The following is a 17,267-nucleotide window of genomic DNA, read 5'->3' on the forward strand; positions in this document are numbered from 1 at the left end:
GGGCTTTGTTGCTAACATCGCGGGGTGGAGCAGCCCGGTAGCTCGTCAGGCTCATAACCTGAAGGTCGCAGGTTCAAATCCTGCCCCCGCAACCAGAATCTCTCAAAGCCCCGTCGCTAACGCCTCGGGGCTTCGTCGCGTCCAGCACGCGCGCAGCTTCACAACAGCCCCTCACACTCGCGCGTGGGCTTTGGGCGTCAGGGGATGTGGAGAAGGGCGGTGATCGTCAGCCGGGTGCCGGACTGCCAGGACGGGCCGATATCGCCGCAATGCAGGCAGTTGGCGGGATAGACCACCAGGCGATTGTAGCGCAGTTCTGCGGTGCCGATGCGGGTGAAGGTGGCTGTATCCGTAGCGTGATACGTGGCCTGTGGCATGCCGTGGCGCGCCGCGTCCGTGGCGAGGGCCTGGCGCCAAAGGGGGGCCCGTGCCGGCGTGATGCGTTCAAAGCCGGTCGCGCGGTGGCGGTGGAAGCTGGTGCCGCCATGCGGCGCGTTGCATAGGTAATGGATCGCGGCATAGACCTGCGGGTTGCTGTCATCGAAATGCGGGATGCGCTGCACCGGGGCGAGACGGCGGGGATCGCGGTCGGCCACGGCGAAATCCCCGCGCAGCACGCGCGCAGCCGACAAGCCGGGCAGGGCAGCCAAGGCCTGCCCCAGCCATTCGCACCAGGCCTGGGGAGCAGGCGCGCGCCGACCTGGATAGAAGTCACCCTCGCTTTCGGTGAAATGGGCACCCGCGGCAGTGGCTTCCAGGCTTTGCGGGGCAGGGTGGGCCTGGTCGACCAGCCATAGGGGCACGCCTTCTTGCCCCATGGCCTGCGGGGGATGCACGTTCATCCTAGGCGCTGGGGGTGAACCAGGCCGCTTGCGCCGCCAGCCGCGCGTTTTTGCGCCGCACCAGGCCTGCCACGTGATCGAGCGACAGGCACATGGCTGCCAGGATCATCAGGTCGCCGAAATCGGCAATGGCACTGCGCGCCCGGCCCAGCGCTACTTCGTCCACGCCATAGAGGCCGGTCAGCAGGCTGGTGCTGCCGTCGTGAAATGCCAGGTCGAGCTTCATTTCCCGCACCACCTGGTGCTCGAGCGCGAGGTCGACGAACCGCCGGGTGGCGTTGCGCCCTTGCGCCAGCCGGCCCAGCATGGCCTGCACCGCGCGGAAATAGTCGCTTTCCCCGCCATCCTCGGTCACGATCGGGCAGGGGCCGGCCGGATCGATTGCCGGGCTGGCCATGTCCACGCAGATCACCGCTTCATCCCCTTCGCCGCCGATGAAGAACGGCAAGCGCAGGAGATTGAGCGGCAGGACGTCAGCCTCCAGCGCGGTACCGTTCCAGAACAGGTTTTCCTGCGGCTCCAGCCCCATCAGCGCGGCGGGGTAGAACTGCCCGGTTTCGCCGTCCTTGGCCAGGAACACGGGAAACTGGCCGGCGACCTTGCGGATCTCGTCTGCCACCAGCGGCACGAGATGGATGGCCGCAGCGCTGGCGGCGGCCTTGGCGGGATCGATGCGCAGGCCGGCGTGATCGCTGCGGGTCAGTTGCACAAGGTTCATGGCGGCTCTCACAGCGTGGGGAAACGGTGCTGCGCCAGCTTGCCGAGCAAGGCGCGGTTGGTGGGCATCATGCCGGTCAGCTTGCGCTTCATGGCGGCGGTGCGGGTAAAGGCATCTTCGGCCGCATCGCGCTGCGCCAGCTGGCCGGCACGGGGGCGGGTGCGGAAGCCCATGCCATAGAGCACATATTGATAGCTGGCGGCGGGAAACATCTCGTGCGCGCTGGCGAAGTCGTGCTCGCCGGGCGGATTGTCGCGCCACAAGGCGAGCTGGTCCTGCAGGTCTTGCGGGATCGTGGCGGGATCGCGGTTGTCGCGCCAGAACGCGGTATCCTCCCGTTCAGACAGGATATAGTGCAGCTTGAGGAACTCGATGATGCGATCCCACCGATAGCGCGTCATCGTGTTGAAGCGCCGCGCGACGAAATCCATGGCACCGCACGTGGCGGGCATGCTGGTGGCGATGTAATCGGCCGACAGCTCGATCAGCACCAGGGCGGAGGCCTCCAGCGGTTCGAGGAAGCCAGCCGCCAGCCCCACGGCAACGACATTGTTTTTCCAGAACAGTTCGCGATGGCCCGAGCGGATGGGAATTTCGCGCGGGGTCAGCTTGGCAAAGCCGGGGCCGACATAGGCGGCGAGTTCCTCTTCCACGCGATCCGCACCGGCGTGGCGGGTGGACCAGACATAGCCGATGCCGCGCCGCGTGGGCAGGCCGATGTCCCAGATCCAGCCATGCTTCTGCGCGGTGGAGATGGTGTGCGAGGCGATCGGGCTGTCTTCCTCCACCGGCAACTGCACGGCCATGGCGCGATCGATGAACAGCACGTCGGATCGGTCGATGAATGGCACGCCAAGCGCTTCACCCAGCAGGCGCGCGGCAAAGCCGGTGCAATCGACATAGAGATCGGCGGCGATCGGCCCATTGCGCTTGCCGACGACGGCCGCGACATCGCCGTTTTCGGCCAGGGTCACGTCCACGATCTCGTCATCGATGTGCGTCACGCCGAGTGTGTCGACGCAATGGCGGGCAAGCAGTTCGCCCAGCTTCACCGCATCGAGATGATAGGCATAGTTGGCGACCCCGGCATATTCCGGCGAAGTCATCAGCTTGGGCGCAAGGGACTGCTCGCACAGCGCCTCTTGAAAGCATACCGCGTCGGAGAACGATGGTACGCCGTTGCCGGGCGCGGCGGCCTGGGCATTCCAGTAGGGCGCCAGGTCGAGATCGGGAAAGCCTTCGGGGAGAACCAAAGGGTGGTAATAGAAATCGTCGGCCGCGCCCGTGCGCCAGCGGGCGAACTTGGCGCCCTGCTTGAACGAGGCATGGCAGAACCGCATGAAATCGGTTTCGCCAATGCCGATCTTGCGCAGCGTGTTGCGCATGGTGGGCCAGGTGCCTTCGCCCACGCCGATGGTGCCCCGGCTGACGCTTTCGACCAGCGTGACGGCCAGATCGGGGCCATGGCGCGCGGCGATCAGGCCGGCCGTCAGCCAGCCGGCCGATCCGCCGCCGACGATGCAGACCGAGCGGATCGCGCGGTTTTCTGTGGCGGACATTGCCTTCCTTCTCCCATCCCGCCGCCCGGCCCCGGGCGCCAAAGGCACGCGCCAGTCGTTGCCGGCGCGTGCCCCTCGATCATCACGTCATGCTACACGGGTTTGTGTCAGAAGTTGACCCGTGCCCCGACCTTGAAACGCCGTCCCGAATCCTCGGCATAGAGGAACTGGTTGGTATAATAGGCATATTTCAGCGTGCGGGAATTGGTCAGGTTCGCGCCTTCGACAAAGACCGAGAATTGCGGCGTGATGTGGTAGGTCGCGCTCGCATCGATCTGCGAATAGGGGCGAACCTGCGTAACGGCCTGGCCGGCGCCGTTGAGCGGCGGCGGGGCGAGGTATTGCAGGAAGCGGTCGCGCCAGTTCCAGGCAACGCGCGCCTCGATCCCGTTCTTGTCATAGAACAGCACCGCGTTGGCCGAGTTGGACAGCCCGGTCAGCGCGAACTTGTTGCCCAGGTTCTGCGGATCGAGATGGCGGTTGGAACCCACCAGCGTGCCATTGAGCTGGAAGCCGAAGCCGCTGTCGCCCAGGGTATGCTGCCAGGCGGCCTCGATACCGGTGACTGTGGCGTCCTGGCCGTTGACCGGCGCGGTGACGGTGAACTGCGCGGGCAGGCCGGTGGCGGGATCGAGCAGCGGGCCGCCCGTGGCATTGGCGACCGTGCCGGTGGTCTGGTTCAGCACGATGAAGTTGTTGACGCTCTTGAGGTAGGCCCCCACCGAAACATAGCTGCCCGCCGCGTAGTACCATTCGGCCGAGAAATCGAGATTGCTCGATTTGAACGGCTTGAGATCGGGATTGCCCCTGCTGGCGGCGAAGTTGCCCGGGCGCAGCGTGACCAGCGTGGTGACCGGCGAGAGCTGCTCCAAAGTGGGCCGGGTGATGGTTTGCGAAGCAGCGAAGCGCAGCGTCACCGCTTCGGTCAATTGCCACTTGAGCGCGATGTTGGGCAGCACGTCGAGATAGTGCGCGCGGCCTACGGTGCGCGTGGTGCCCGAGGATTCCGAACCGTATTGCGTCTGGTCGTTGGCCAGCTTGACCAGGCCGGTGTAGGCGGTAGCGAGGCCATTCACATCGGTGCGGGTGTCTTCGAAGCGCACCCCGGCCACGATCGACAGCGGCCGGCCGCCGACATCGCCCTTGAACTCGGTTTCGAGATAGGCGCCCAGCACGCGTTCGGTCACGATGGTGTCGTTCACCAGCGGCGGGGCAAAGGTGAAGCCCGGATTGGTGGCGCGTTGCTGCGCAGTGATCGCGTTGAACAGCGTGGGGCCATCGAACGTCAGCCACTGCGTGGGCAGGCGGTTGGACCCGCTCAACCCCGAGAGGAAATTGCTGCCGGCGTTGAACGTGGTGATCGCCACGCCTGCCGGGGCCGGGGCGTTGTAGCCGCAGGTGGTGCAGCCGGTGCCGCCGTCGTTGGAATAGAGCGAGGTGTCCTTGCGGTCGCGCGAGTAATAGAACCCGAAGTTGGCGTTCACCAGGCCTTCGCTGCCATCGCCCTTGTAGGCGAAATCGGCGCGGCCCTGCGTCACCTGGTCACGGATGCCATAGCCGCGCAGCAGCATCACGTGCTGGCACATCGGCTGCCCCGCGCCCACCGGGGTGGTGCTGCCGGCCTGGCTCGAATTGGTCACCGCGCTGCCGCAGGGGCTGGCAGGGTTGGCGAATGTGGGCAGGGTTTCGGTCTGCCACGGCAGGATCGAGCTGTCGGACTGATAGCGCGAAGAGCCTGTCAGATAGCCGAGCAGCGCGAGATAGGCTTCCTGCCCGCCGTTGGGATCTTCCTTGGCCAGCGAATAGGTGCCGTCGAACGAGGCGGTGAGGTTGGGCGTGACTTTCCATTCCAGGTTTAGCCCGAATTCGCGCGTGTTGGTGCGCTTGTCGAACTTCTTGTAGTGGAAATCGGTGGCGATGCCGCTGGCCTGGGTGAGATCTGTCGCCGTGCCGTTGGCATCGGTGACCACGTCGGTCAGGTTCGAGGCAGTGAACCAGTGGCCGTACGAGCGGGTCTGCGTCTTGTTGGTGAACTTGGTGTAGAGCGCATCGGCGGTGATCGTCACGGCATCGCTGGGGCGGTATTGCAGCACCACGGTGCCGCCGATCCGCTCGCGGTCCTCGCGCGTGATCTTGCTGTCGAAGTTCTGCGGGATGAAGATGTTGCCCTGCGGGTTGCTGGCGCTCACCGTGCCCTTGCCGCCGTTGACCTGGTCGGCCGGCACCGCCGGGTTGACCAGCCAGCCATCGGTCTGCGCCTGTTGCAAGCGGGTGAAGCGATGCTGGTAGCTGCCCGAAACCAGGATGCCCAGCTTGCCGTCGTCCAGCGTGTCGGAAAACAGGAACGAAGCGTCGGGTGCGGCTTTCTTGGCGTTGCCATCGTAGTTGGCATCAACCGTCGCGGAAAACTTGCGCCCGCGATAGTCGAACGGGCGTGCGGTCTTGATGTTGACGGTGGAGCCTACCCCGCCCGATTGATAGCGCGCGGTGGAAGACTTGTAGACTTCCACGCCCGAAACCAGTTCGGACGCCAGCGTGTCGAACGAAAAGGCCCGACCCGAGGCCTGGCTCGGGTCGGTAGGGGTGGCCACCTGGCGGCCATTGACCAGAACCGTGTTGAATTCCGGGCCAAAGCCGCGAACCGTGATGAAAGCGCCCTCGCCGCCGGAGCGGTCGATCGAGACGCCGGTGATGCGCTGGAGGGATTCGGCCAGGTTGGCATCGGGCAGCTTGCCGATGTCCTTGGTGGAAATCGCGTCGACAATGCCGGACGAGGCGCGCTTGATCCCGCGTGCGTTGTCGAGGCTGGCGCGCAGGCCGGTCACGACGATGGCCTGGGGTTCTGCCTCGGGCAGGGCGGCGGGTGGCGGCGGGGGAGCGGCGGCGGCACGGGCCTGCGGTTCGGCGGGCTGGCTGGCCAGGGCCACGGCCGTGCCACCCAGCGGGGCACGCGCCGCGGCGGGGCGGGCGACCACGGCGAATGTGGCCGGGCCGGTTTGCCGCGCGGACAGGCCGGTGCCGGCCAGCAGCCGCTCCAGCGCGTCGGATACGGTCAGGCGGCCGCGCACTTCGTTGGTGCGCACCGAACGGGTCAGCTTGCGCGAGGCGATGATCTGGACGTTGGCCTGGTGGCCCAGCACGCCGATGGCGGTTTCAGCCGGCTGTGCGGGAATGGCGAATTGGCGCAGTTCGGTTGCGGCCTGTGCAGCGGCGGGCATTGTCGTCATGCAGACGACGCTGGCCGATGCAAATAAAACGCCACGCAAGGTGGTCGTCATCATAGATCCCTCCCATCAGGATTTCGTATCGCTTCAGACCTTTTCGGTCTGTATCCGCCTAGAGACATGCTCCGGCTGTTTTCCTTCCGCGAATGTGAAAATTTATTTCATGGAATTCACCTCGGCCGCGCGCTCGATACGGATGGTGCGTGGGTCGCTGGTGTTGATGGAAACGTTGAGCGTGGCCTTGATCGTTTCGGCAAAGCCTTCCGGATCGCCGATGCGGAACAAGCCGTCGAACTGTTCGCCCGCCACGTCGGGATCGGCGATGACGATCTGGCGCTGGTTGTAGCGGTTGAATTCATCGGCCGCATCGCGCAGCGTGGTGCCATTGAGGTCGATCATGCCGTTGCGCCAGGCCAGCGCGCGATCGACCGGTGCGGTTTCGCTGGCCTGATAGTGCACCAGCGCGCGGGCATTGATCATCGCGCGCTCCCCGGCGGCCACACGCAGCTTCTGGCTGGCATCCTGGGCGGTCCAGGTTTCCACCACGCCTTCGGTCACCAGCACTTCCACGCCTTCCTCGCGCTTGCGCACCGAAAAGGCCGTGCCGATCGCCTGCGCCCGCACCGGGCCGGATGCCACGACGAACGGCCGCTGCGCGTCCTTGGCCACTTCGAACCAGGCCTCGCCCTGCGCCAGTTCGATCTCGCGCGCATGGGGCGTGAGGTTGACCTTGAGCGCGGTGTCGGAATTGATCGTCATGACCGTGCCATCGTCGAGCGGCACGCGGCGGATCTCGCCTAGGCGGGTCACATAGTCGGCGCCCTGGGTCATGGCAAAGCGGGTGGCCACGGCGGCCACGGCGCTGGCCGCGACCAGGCCGCCCAGCACGCCGCGCCGCGCCCAGCCACGGCGGCCGCCCACCGGCTGCGGCACATCGGCAGCGGCTTGCGGCGTGACGGCATCGGGCAGCAGCCAGGCGGCCTGCGCCTGAAGCAGCAGGCCGTGGCGGCGCGGATCGGCGGCCAGCCAGGCTTGCAGGCCGGCTTCGTCTTGCGCGGTCCAGCCGGCGCCATCCATCATGGCCACCCACCGGGCGGCCTGGTCGCGATCGGCAGAAGCGGTGTTGTGGTCCATCGTCATACCGCCCTGCGCCCGGCCTGGTGACCATCGGGCTCACGTTCCAACTGGTCCCACCCAGCGCGGATGGCGCGCACGCCCGACCACACCTGCTTTTCCACGGCCTTTTCGGTCATGCCCATGTGGGCGGCGATTTCCTTTTGCGACCAGCCTTCGATCTTGCGCAGTTCCACGATGCGCCGGCAGCGTTCGGGCAATTGCGCCAGCAGGGCGCGCACCCGGTCGAATGCCATTCGCGCGGCGACCTGTTCCTCGGGAGACGGAGTGCCGCTGTCCCGGTAGCTTTCGATCTCGCTGATCGCTTCGAACGGCGCGATCTGCTGCCGCTTGAGCCGGCGGGCCAGCAAGTTGCGGCAGATCGAAAAGAAATAGGCATGCGGGCAGTCGATGTGATCGACGGTATCGAGCATGGCCACGCGGCAATAGGCATCCTGCATCAGTTCATCCACCACGTCAGGCGCAATCCGCCGCTTTACGAACCACGCACGCATGCGCGGTTCGTGCGGCATGATCTCGCGCGCCACCCACAGCGCCAGGGCGCGGCGACGCTCGAGTTGCGCTCGCAGATCCGGTCCCGTCCCATCCTCCATCGGCTTTGGGTTTTCCCTCTTTCCCGTCCCTAGAGACCTGTCCGTCTCGTTTCCTTCCGATTGCGCCAAAATATTTCCCACGGGAAGCGGGCCTGCACGCTTTTCCCCGTCATCGCGCCGCCATATCGTGGCGTTAGACCGCGTGCCCTTGCCATCACGAAAGACGATCATGACGCCCAAGCACGCCAGGAACGAAACGCCGGCCGGCATTGCGATGCAGGATCGCCGCAGTTTCATTCGCGCGCTCACCGCCGGGGCGGGCGCCGCCGCGCCGTTTACCCAGGCCATTGCCCGCGCGCTGGATATTCCCGGCCATCGCCGCACCGGCACGGTGCAGGATGTGGCGCACGTGGTGATCCTGACCCAGGAAAACCGCGCGTTCGATCACTACTTCGGCACCATGCGCGGGGTGCGCGGCTTTGGCGATCGCTTTGCCGCGCCGGCCCCGGCGTTGCCCGATGCCCCGCGCCGCACCGTGCTGGTGCAGCCCAACGAGCACGAGGGGGCCAGTCCCGCGCTCATCGCGCCGTTCCGCCTCGATACCGCGCACGATTTCCGGCTCTATCGCCCGCTCGGCACCCCGCACAATTTTGCCGATAGCCAGGCCGCATGGGACAATGGCCGCATGGGCGCGTGGACGCGGGCCAAGCACAACCACGCCATGGCCCATTTCACCCGGGCCGACCTGCCGTTCCAATATGCCCTGGCCGAAGCGTTCACCCTGTGTGACGCCTACCACTGCGCCATGCACCTGAGCACCAATCCCAACCGGCTCTATATCTGGACCGGCACGCACGATCCCCTGGGTCGGGCCAATGGCCCGGCGATCGACAATGGCTATGACGAAGCCGGCGCCGATCCGCGCGGCCATGGCGGCTATCTGTGGACGACCTATCCCGAACGGCTCATGGCGGCGGGCATCGGCTTCCAGATCTACCAGGACATGGCCGACAACTTTTCCGACAATCCGCTGGTCGGTTTCCAACGCTATCGCCGGGCGAGCGGGCCAACGGCGAGCGCGGCCGAAGCGCTGCTGGCGCGGCGCACCCTGGCCACGCGCACGCTGGACGATCTGCGCGGCGATGTGATGGCCGGCAAGCTGCCGCAGGTTTCCTGGGTGGTGGCGCCAGCCACGCTTTCGGAGCATCCGGGCGCATCAACCCCCTTGCAGGGCGCCGATTACACCGCCCGCGTGCTCGATGCGCTGACCGCCAACCCCGATGTCTGGGCGCGCACCGTGCTGTTGATCAATTTCGACGAGAACGACGGATTGTTCGACCATGTCCCGCCGCCCGCCCCGCCTGCCCAGGGGCAAGGGCGGCTGCACGGTGCCACCACCATCCCGGCCGAGGACGAATACCACCGCCACAGCCAGGGCGCGCAGGATGCGCCCTATCTCGGCCGGCCCTATGGCCTGGGGCCGCGCGTGCCGCTCTATGTCGTCTCGCCATGGAGCGCGGGCGGCCATGTCGCGTCCGAAGTGTTCGACCACACCAGTATCCTGCGCTTCCTGGAAACCCGCTTTGGCGTGGCAGAGCCCAATATCAGCGCGTGGCGCCGCGCGGTCTGCGGCGATCTCACCTCGTGCTTCGATTTCGCCAGTGCCGATACGCGCCTGTTCATGGCCGGCCTGCCGGCCACGGCGCAGTTGAGCGCCGCGGCGGGCAAGCTCAAGGAAATCCCCCCGCCGCTGCCGGCTGAACTGGCCGCGCCGGTGCAGGAAACCGGGCTGCGCCGGCGCCGGCCCACGCCCTATCGCCTGGATGCGCGCCTGCAAGCCGATGCGCTGGTCATGGCCAACCGATCGGCCGCGCGGGCGGCGGTGTTCCATGTCTATGACCTGGCAGACCTAGCGGCTGGCCCCGCGCGCTATACCGTGGGGGCGGGGGCAGACCTTGCCCATCCGCTGCCCGGCACGGATGCACCGGTTGATCTCTTCGTGTTGGGCCCCGATGGCTTCCATCGTCGCTTGACCGGCCGGCCCGGCGTTTTTTCGGTGAGTGTGCGTGGCACCGGCGCTGGCCAGGCGATGCTGCGCTGTGAAAACCTTGGGCCTGCGCCGCTGGCGCTGGCCATGCGCGACATGGCCTATGGCGCCGCGCCCGAAACCATCCGCCTCGCTCCGGGCCAGGTGCGCAGCCTGGCCGTGAACCTGGCCGCCAGCCATGGCTGGTATGATCGCGCATTTACCGGCGGCGGGCAGACCTGGCGCATGGCTGGCCACCTGGAAGACGGCGCGCCATCGTGGTCAGACCCGGCAGCGGGCGGGGCCGGGCCGCTGGTACTGGCCTGATCCCCCAGGGGAATCAGGCCAGCGCCAGCTCAGCTCAGGCCAGGGTGCCCAGCGGCAGCGAACGCACGCGCTGGCCGCGCAGGCGCGACACCGCATTGGCCACGGCCGGGGGCACGGCGGGCAGGCCGGGTTCGCCGATGCCGCCCATCTTCTCGCCGCTTTCCACGATCTTCACATGCACGCGCGGCATGCGATCGGGGGTGAGGATCGGATAGCCGTCGAAATTGCGGGCGACGCGCTCGCCGTTCTTGTAGGCGGCTTCCTCCACCAGGGTTTGCGACAGGCCCAGCGCGACGGCGGAATTGACTTGCGCCGCGATGATTGCCGGATTGACCACGCTGCCCGGATCGATGGCCTGCCACACTTCGTGCACCGTCACCTGGCCATCGGCGATGGAGACTTCGGCAATGGCCGCCGTCTGCGTGCCGAAGGGCGAGGCCATGGCCATGCCGCGCGCCCGCATGGTGCCATCGGCGGCCTTGAACGGCCCGCGCTTCCACCCGCCGGAAAGATCGACCACGGCCTTGAGCAGGGTGGTGAGCCGGGCATTGCCGGAAAGCAGGTGCAGGCGCACCGCATAGGGATCCTGCCCGCCCTTGTCGGCCAGCTCGTCGAGGAAGGCTTCATAGAAGAAGTCGTTCATCGAATTGCCGACCGAGCGCCAATAGGCCACGGTCGTGGGGCTTTTCACGAAGATCTGGGCAATGCGCTTGTTGGGCAGGGTATAGCTCTTGCCCGCCAGCCCTTCGAGCGCGGTGGGATCGATCTGCCCGCTGCGCTTGTCGGCAATGCCTTCGGTCGGGCCTTCCGTCGCGCTGATCGCCTCGATGGCCAGGGGCATGCCACTGGCATCGACCGCGCCGCGAAACCGCACGGCGGCCATCGGGCGCAGCGGATCGCGCAGGAATTCCTCTTCGCGCGTCCAGATCAGCTTGACCGGGGCGTTGACCCGCTTGGCCAGTTCGATCGCCTGGGGATAGGGATTGCCGTGCGGATAGAGGAAATGCCGGCCGAAGAAGCCGCCCAGCAAAGGGGAGTGGATGCGGATCTTTTCCGGCGGCAGCGCAGCAACCTTGGCCACTTCGGCCAGGAACATGTCGGGCGCCTGGTTGGGAAACCACATGTCCAGCGTGCCATCGGCGTTGAACCGCGCCAGCGCCGAAGGCGGCTCCAACTGCGCATGGTTGAGGTACTGGCTATGATAGGTGGCGCTCACCGTGGACTTGGCCGCGGCAAAGGCCTTGGCCACGTCGCCGGCGGTTTCGGCCACTTCCTCGGTGCCCTGTACCGTGGCGAGGTGGGTGGCATGGGCCTGCGTGGAAAAGCTGGCCGGCATCGCGCGATAGGTGGCGCCGGTCGGTTCGGCCCAATCGACTTGCGCGGCTTCCGCCGCGCGGCGCGCGTGCCAGAACCGCTGCGCCACCACGGCCACCGCGCCATCGAGCACGTGGACCGAGTGCACGCCCTTCATCGCCTTGATTTCGGCTTCGTTGCGGATCTTGCCCACGGTCAGGCCCAGGCGCGGCGCATGCTGCACGGCGGCGTGCAGCATGCCATCCACTTTGGTGTCGATGGCGAACTGCGCCTTGCCGGTGGACTTGGCGCGCACGTCGAGCCGCGCCTGCGGCTTGCCGATCCAGCGGAAATCCTTGGGGTCTTTCAGCGTGGGCGGGGTGGCCGGCACCGGCAGGTCAAGCGCTGTGGGCGCCAGTTCCCCATAGGTCACGCTGCGGCCCGAAGCCTGGTGCACCACGCGGCCCGGCTGGGTGGAAAGCTGGCTTGTCGGCACGCCAAGGCGCTGGGCCCCGGCCTGGATCAGCAGCGCACGGGCGCTGGCGCCCAGGCGGCGCATGGTGTCATAGCTGGTGCGCACCGACATGGAGCCGCCGGTGATGCGCATGCGGCCATAGACCACCTGATAGTCAGGCCCGGTGGGCGCGTTTTCCACCACGAACGTGGCGGGATCGGCATCGAGTTCCTCGCCCACGATCTGGGCCATGGCCGTCCACACGCCTTGGCCACCTTCGGCAAACGGGCTTTGCAGGCGAATGGTGTTGTCGGGATTGATCGCCAGGAACGCGGGCACGCGGGTGCCCGGCGTTACCGCCGGCGCGCTGCCGGCGGCCTGGGCGCGTGCGGCCACCGGCAGGCCAAAGCCCAGCACCAGCGCGCCAGCACCGGCACTGCCAAGGAAGCCCCGGCGCGAGACGTTGACCGGATCGCCGGTGGGCAGAACCTTGGCGAGCGCGGGATCAAGCGGTGTCCATTCGGTCATGCCCCTTGCTCCTGCGTGGCCAGGCCGGCCACGTCGCGCACCGCCGCCTTGATCGCGTTGTAGGTGCCACAGCGGCACAAGTTGGTCATCGCCGCTTCCACGTCGGCATCGCTGGGCTTGGCGTTCTGCTTGAGCAGCGAAGTGGCCGCCATGACCTGGCCCGACTGGCAATAGCCGCATTGCGGCACCTGGTGCTTGACCCAGGCTTCCACCACGCGGGCGCCCACGGGATCGGCTTCCACCGCCTCGATCGTGGTGATCTGTGCGCCGGCGACCGATTCCACCGGGGTGACGCAGCTGCGCGTCACCGTACCGTCGATCATCACGGAGCAGGCGCCGCATTGCGCAATGCCGCAGCCATACTTGGTGCCGGTCATGCCCAGGTCGTCGCGCAGCACCCACAGCAAGGGCGTGTCGCCTTCGGCGTCAACCCGACGCTTCTGGCCGTTGATGGTCAATTCGATCATGTGGCGGAGTATTCCCGGTTGGCATTGTGCATATCCGTTGCATATCGCAATGGAACGGATCTGGCACGTGGAATTTGGGCGGGGCGGGCCTGCGCTCGCGCCTGCCCAAGGCGCCATAGTGGCGCAAAACAGGCGTGAAGGCGTGATGAAAGATGTTCATAGCGGCTTGAAACAGCCTTCACCAATCGCGGCCGCCGCATGATCGCCTGCAACCCTGCGCGGGCATCGCCTGGCCCTTGAACTCGCTTGCGGCGGGGCACATCTTGCAAGCCACCGGTTTACTTTTTCACCAATGGAGTCTTGCCCGCCCATGACCGCCGACGTTCTGGACGAAACCGCCGCTGCGCCGCAAACCCATGCCTTCGAGGCAGATGTGGCCAAGCTGCTGCACATGATGGTGCATTCCGTCTATTCGGACAAGGATGTCTTCCTGCGCGAGCTGATCTCGAACGCGGCCGATGCCTGCGAGAAGCTGCGCTATGAAGCCATCGCCCAGCCCGACTTGCTGGGTGACGATCCCGCCCCGCGCATCACCATCACGCTCGATGCCGATCAGCGGCAGCTGACGATCGAGGACAACGGCATCGGCATGACCGGCGCCGACATGGCCGAAACGTTGGGCACCATCGCGCGCTCGGGCACCAAGGCGTTCATGGACCGCATCGCTGCCGCTCAGGGTGGGGAAGACACCCAGTTGATCGGCCAGTTCGGCGTGGGGTTCTATTCCGCGTTCATGGTGGCGCAGAAGGTTGACGTGATCTCGCGCCGCGCCGGGCAGGACGGCGCGGCGCAGTGGTCGTCCGATGGCCTGGGCACTTACACCATCGCGCCGGTCGCGGCCGAGCAGGCGCCGCCGCGCGGCACCCGCATCGTGCTGCACTTGCTGGAAGACGCGGCCGACTATGCCCAAGCGCACCGCATCGAACAGATGGTGCGCGCGCAATCGGGCCATGTGCCCGTGCCGATCATAGTGAAGGACAAGCCAGAGGCCGAAGGCACGCAAGTGGCCGATGGCACCGCGCTGTGGACCAAGCCGAAAAGCGCGATCACGGCCGAGGAATACAAGGACTTCTACCGCAGCGTGGCCGGCCAGTGGGATGATCCGGCGCTGACCCTGCATTACCGTGCCGAGGGGCGGCACGAATATTCGGTGCTGGCCTTCGTGCCCGAAACCCGGCCGTTCGACTTGTTCGATCCCGATCGCAAGGGGCGGATGAAGCTCTACGTCCGCCGCGTGTTCATCACCGACGAGGCCGAGCTGCTACCCCGCTACTTGCGCTTCGTGCGCGGGCTTGTGGATTCGGCCGACCTGCCGCTCAACATGTCGCGCGAGATGATCCAGGACAGCCCGATCCTGGCCGCGATCCAGAAAGGCCTGACCGGCAAGGTGCTGGGCGAACTGGAAAAGACCGCCAAGGATGATCCCGAGGCCTATGCCCGGCTGTGGGACACGTTCGGCGCGGTGCTCAAGGAAGGGCTCTACGAGGATTTCGAGCGGCGCGAGACACTGCTGCGCCTGGCCCGCTTCAAGACGACCACCTCGGGCGGGGAATGGCGTTCGCTGCAAGACTATGTCGCGGCGATGAAGGAAAACCAGACCGCGATCTATTACGCCACGGGCAGCGACCTCGATCGCATCGCCAGTTCGCCACAACTCGAAGGGTTCCGCGCGCGCGGGGTGGAAGTGCTGCTGCTGCCCGACCAGGTGGACAGCTTCTGGGTGCGCGGCGCGATTGACCTGGATGGCAAGCCGTTCAAGTCGGTCACCCAAGGGGCGGCCGATCTCAGCCTGATCCCGCTGCCCGAAGGCGCCGAGGCGCCCAAGGCGGAGGCAAGCGACGCGGTGGGTGCGTTCCTCGGCTTCGTCAAGGAAACGCTGGGCGATGCAGTGTCCGACGTGCGCGCGTCGGACCGGTTGACCGACAGCGCGGTGTGCCTGGTGGCGAGCGAAAGCGGGCTCGATCGCCAGCTGGAAAAGCTGCTGGCCAATGCCGGGCAATTGCCGGCGGGTTCGGCCCCGGTGCTGGAGGTCAACCCGGCCCATGCGCAGATCGCGCGCCTGGCCGCGCTGCCGGCCGAAGACGAGCTCCGCGTGGATGCGGCGCATCTGCTGCTGGACGAAGCGCGCATCGTCGATGGCGAACCTCCGCGTGATCCGCGCGCCTTTGCCGAGCGGCTGGGCCGGTTGATCGCGCGGGCCACGGCCTGACGCGTGCCATGGTCACTGCGCGCCGGATTGCGGTTGCAAGCCCGGCGCGCAGGCGCCAAGGCCGCGCGTGATGCCACGCCTTGCAGGACCAACACCATGAAGATGCGCCACGCAATCCTGGCTTTCGCTTTGGCGCTGGGCAGCGTCGGGCCCGCCCACGCGCAAGCCGACCTGCCCGCCAAAGTGAGCGTGGACATCTACGCAATCCCTTCGCGGCCGATCGTGGCGGCCGTGGACCAGGCCAGCGCGGATCTGGGCAAGCTGGGCATGACGACGTTTCGCGCGCGCGGCCAGGCGGTGCATGCCACGCTCTATCTCACGCAATATCCCGCCAGCGCGTTGCCCCGGCTGAAAGCCGCGATCGCCCGGCTGGCGCGGGGCCGGCAGGCCATTCCTCTGGCGGTGGACGGCGCCGAGCGCACAGCCACCAACTGGCTGTTCCTGCGCGTGAACCGCACCCCGGCGCTGCAGCGGCTGGCCGATGAAGTGACCCTGGCGGCAGAGCCGCTGCGTGATCACGACCTGGCGCCGCCGGCCTGGATGAAGGACTATCCGGCCAAGCTGCCCGCGTTCGAACGCTATGGTTCGCCCAACGTGTTCATGCAGTTCGATCCGCACCTCACCCTGCTGGCCAACGAAACCAATCCGGCACTTGGCACTTATCTTGCCACGCGCGCGCAGCATCCGCCCCAGGCGCAGGGACAGGTGGTCGGGATCGGCATCGGCCTGGTCGATGCCAACGGCCAGATCGTCAAGACTTTGGCGGAGTATCGTTTTGTCGCGCAGCGCTGATCGGCCGAGTTGACGATGGTGGCAGGGGAACATCGTGTCCATGGCATGGGCACCGGCCTTGAAGCGCCGAGTTGGCCCGCCATCACCGCTGTTGAAGCGGCCGAGGCACTGGCGCACTTCCCGGCGGCAGGAGGGCAGGCACGGCTTGAATGGCATTCGCCGCGCCCGTTCTCTTCGGCAACGCTTGCGCGCACGAGCACAGGCGAACTGTTCCTCAAGCGGCACCATCGCCGTCTGCGCGATGCGCAAGCGCTGGCTGGCGAACATGCGTTCATCGAGCATCTCGGCGCGCGCGGCGTGCCCGTGGCCCAGGTGCTGACCGCGCATGATGGTGCGGGGGCCGTGACAATCGGAGACTGGACCTGGGAAGTGCATGGCAAGGCACCTGGGCTGGATCTCTATCGCGATCGGCCATCGTGGACCCCGTTCCTCGATCCTGGCCATGCCCGCGCGAGCGGCGCCATGCTGGCACGGCTACATCGCGCGGCCGAGGACTTTGCCGCGCCGTCCCGTCCCGCCCGCCCCTTGGTGACGAGCCTGTCGATCCTGCCGGCCGCCGATCCGCTGGCCGCGGCCCAGGCCTATGTCGCGGCGCGGCCGGCGCTGGCAGACTATTGTGCCGCCTTGGACTGGACCGGCCAGCTGGGCCGGGTCCTGGCCGACCACGACGCAGCCACACTGGCGCCGTTGCTTGCGCAGCAGCCTTCGCTCTGGACGCACAATGACTGGCATCCTTCCAATCTGCTGTGGACCGAGCATGGCACCGTGGCGAGCGTCCTCGATTTCGGGTTGGCCGATCGGACTTGCGCACTGCACGACCTGGCGACAGCGCTCGAGCGCTGCGCGGTTCGCTGGCTCGAACTGCAACCCGACGCACCATTGGGCGAAGCTGTCTCCATTGCCGAGCCCGAGACGGCCCGCGCGCTCTTGGCAGGCTACGCGCAGGAACGGCCGCTGACAGCGGGCGATCGCCAGTTGCTCGCGCGGCTCCTGCCGCTCGTGCATATCGAATTCGCCCTCTCCGAGGTCGACTATTTCCACGGCGTGCTGGCGCGCAGGGCAGATGCCGATCTTGCCTGGCATGGCTATCTCATCGGTCATGCCGACTGGTTCAAGACTCCGCCTGGGCAGGCGCTGCTGGGAGTGGTGGCGGGCCAGTGA

12 protein-coding genes and 1 tRNA gene are annotated in these 17,267 nt (G+C 66.9%); 5 read left to right on the forward strand and 8 right to left on the reverse strand.

Annotation, left to right across the window (positions count from 1 at the left end; genetic code table 11):
• Positions 1-18: 18 nt before the first annotated feature.
• A tRNA-Met gene (locus FHT19_RS15370) sits at positions 19-95 on the forward strand.
• 102 nt (positions 96-197) lie between these two features.
• Here the strand turns inward: FHT19_RS15370 and FHT19_RS15375 are convergent.
• The 6 genes from FHT19_RS15375 to FHT19_RS15400 form a co-directional block, all read right to left on the reverse strand.
• Positions 198-842: a DUF6445 family protein gene (locus FHT19_RS15375; RefSeq protein ID WP_169475825.1), complete on the reverse strand. Its 645-nt coding sequence runs from the start codon at positions 840-842 to the stop codon at positions 198-200.
• Position 843: 1 nt separating this feature from the next.
• Positions 844-1,560, reverse strand: a complete 717-nt coding sequence (locus FHT19_RS15380; protein ID WP_169475826.1) for a SapC family protein — start codon at positions 1,558-1,560, stop codon at positions 844-846.
• A gap of 8 nt (positions 1,561-1,568) precedes the next feature.
• The gene (locus tag FHT19_RS15385) at positions 1,569-3,119 is read right to left on the reverse strand and encodes a tryptophan halogenase family protein (protein ID WP_169475827.1); all 1,551 of its coding nucleotides are present in this window, start codon (positions 3,117-3,119) and stop codon (positions 1,569-1,571) included.
• A gap of 107 nt (positions 3,120-3,226) precedes the next feature.
• On the reverse strand, positions 3,227-6,346 hold the full coding sequence (locus tag FHT19_RS15390) for a TonB-dependent receptor (protein WP_248290497.1): 3,120 nt from the start codon (positions 6,344-6,346) through the stop codon (positions 3,227-3,229).
• Positions 6,347-6,499: 153 nt separating this feature from the next.
• Positions 6,500-7,477, reverse strand: coding sequence for a FecR domain-containing protein (locus FHT19_RS15395; RefSeq protein WP_168557808.1), 978 nt, complete (start codon positions 7,475-7,477; stop codon positions 6,500-6,502).
• 2 nt (positions 7,478-7,479) lie between these two features.
• On the reverse strand, positions 7,480-8,070 hold the full coding sequence (locus FHT19_RS15400; protein WP_248290498.1) for a sigma-70 family RNA polymerase sigma factor: 591 nt from the start codon (positions 8,068-8,070) through the stop codon (positions 7,480-7,482).
• A 169-nt stretch (positions 8,071-8,239) separates the two neighbouring features.
• On the opposite strand from FHT19_RS15400, the gene FHT19_RS15405 reads away from it, so the two are divergent.
• Entirely contained in the window at positions 8,240-10,363 is a 2,124-nt protein-coding gene (locus FHT19_RS15405; RefSeq protein ID WP_248290499.1) for a phospholipase C, phosphocholine-specific, read from the forward strand.
• A gap of 34 nt (positions 10,364-10,397) precedes the next feature.
• Here the strand turns inward: FHT19_RS15405 and FHT19_RS15410 are convergent, their stop codons facing one another.
• Together FHT19_RS15410 and FHT19_RS15415 are read right to left on the reverse strand one after the other, a co-directional pair.
• On the reverse strand, positions 10,398-12,638 hold the full coding sequence (locus FHT19_RS15410; RefSeq protein ID WP_169475828.1) for a xanthine dehydrogenase family protein molybdopterin-binding subunit: 2,241 nt from the start codon (positions 12,636-12,638) through the stop codon (positions 10,398-10,400).
• Positions 12,635-13,105: a (2Fe-2S)-binding protein gene (locus FHT19_RS15415; RefSeq protein WP_169475829.1), complete on the reverse strand. Its 471-nt coding sequence runs from the start codon at positions 13,103-13,105 to the stop codon at positions 12,635-12,637. Before FHT19_RS15415 ends, FHT19_RS15410 begins: the two co-directional genes overlap by 4 nt.
• Positions 13,106-13,415: 310 nt before the next feature.
• Between FHT19_RS15415 and htpG the strand changes: the two genes are divergently transcribed.
• The 3 genes from htpG (at position 13,416) to FHT19_RS15430 (ending at position 17,267) form a co-directional block, all read left to right on the forward strand.
• Positions 13,416-15,314, forward strand: coding sequence for a molecular chaperone HtpG (gene htpG / locus FHT19_RS15420; protein WP_169475830.1), 1,899 nt, complete (start codon positions 13,416-13,418; stop codon positions 15,312-15,314).
• A 96-nt stretch (positions 15,315-15,410) separates the two neighbouring features.
• Positions 15,411-16,106, forward strand: a complete 696-nt coding sequence (locus FHT19_RS15425) for a 2'-5' RNA ligase family protein (RefSeq protein ID WP_169475831.1) — start codon at positions 15,411-15,413, stop codon at positions 16,104-16,106.
• A gap of 45 nt (positions 16,107-16,151) precedes the next feature.
• Positions 16,152-17,267, forward strand: a complete 1,116-nt coding sequence (locus FHT19_RS15430) for a phosphotransferase (RefSeq protein WP_169475832.1) — start codon at positions 16,152-16,154, stop codon at positions 17,265-17,267.

It is taken from the genome of Novosphingobium sp. SG919, from assembly GCF_012932495.1.
In the GTDB taxonomy this organism is placed as follows: Bacteria; Pseudomonadota; Alphaproteobacteria; order Sphingomonadales; family Sphingomonadaceae; genus Novosphingobium; species Novosphingobium rhizosphaerae.

Coding starts and splice junctions, on each gene's coding strand:
- FHT19_RS15375 (WP_169475825.1), bottom strand. CDS start 842: ATGAACGTGCATCCCCCGCAGGCCATGGGGCAAGAAGGCGTGCCCCTA.
- FHT19_RS15380 (WP_169475826.1), bottom strand. CDS start 1,560: ATGAACCTTGTGCAACTGACCCGCAGCGATCACGCCGGCCTGCGCATC.
- FHT19_RS15385 (WP_169475827.1), bottom strand. CDS start 3,119: ATGTCCGCCACAGAAAACCGCGCGATCCGCTCGGTCTGCATCGTCGGC.
- FHT19_RS15390 (WP_248290497.1), bottom strand. CDS start 6,346: ATGACGACAATGCCCGCCGCTGCACAGGCCGCAACCGAACTGCGCCAA.
- FHT19_RS15395 (WP_168557808.1), bottom strand. CDS start 7,477: ATGGACCACAACACCGCTTCTGCCGATCGCGACCAGGCCGCCCGGTGG.
- FHT19_RS15400 (WP_248290498.1), bottom strand. CDS start 8,070: ATGGAGGATGGGACGGGACCGGATCTGCGAGCGCAACTCGAGCGTCGC.
- FHT19_RS15405 (WP_248290499.1), top strand. CDS start 8,240: ATGACGCCCAAGCACGCCAGGAACGAAACGCCGGCCGGCATTGCGATG.
- FHT19_RS15410 (WP_169475828.1), bottom strand. CDS start 12,638: ATGACCGAATGGACACCGCTTGATCCCGCGCTCGCCAAGGTTCTGCCC.
- FHT19_RS15415 (WP_169475829.1), bottom strand. CDS start 13,105: ATGATCGAATTGACCATCAACGGCCAGAAGCGTCGGGTTGACGCCGAA.
- htpG (WP_169475830.1), top strand. CDS start 13,416: ATGACCGCCGACGTTCTGGACGAAACCGCCGCTGCGCCGCAAACCCAT.
- FHT19_RS15425 (WP_169475831.1), top strand. CDS start 15,411: ATGAAGATGCGCCACGCAATCCTGGCTTTCGCTTTGGCGCTGGGCAGC.
- FHT19_RS15430 (WP_169475832.1), top strand. CDS start 16,152: ATGGGCACCGGCCTTGAAGCGCCGAGTTGGCCCGCCATCACCGCTGTT.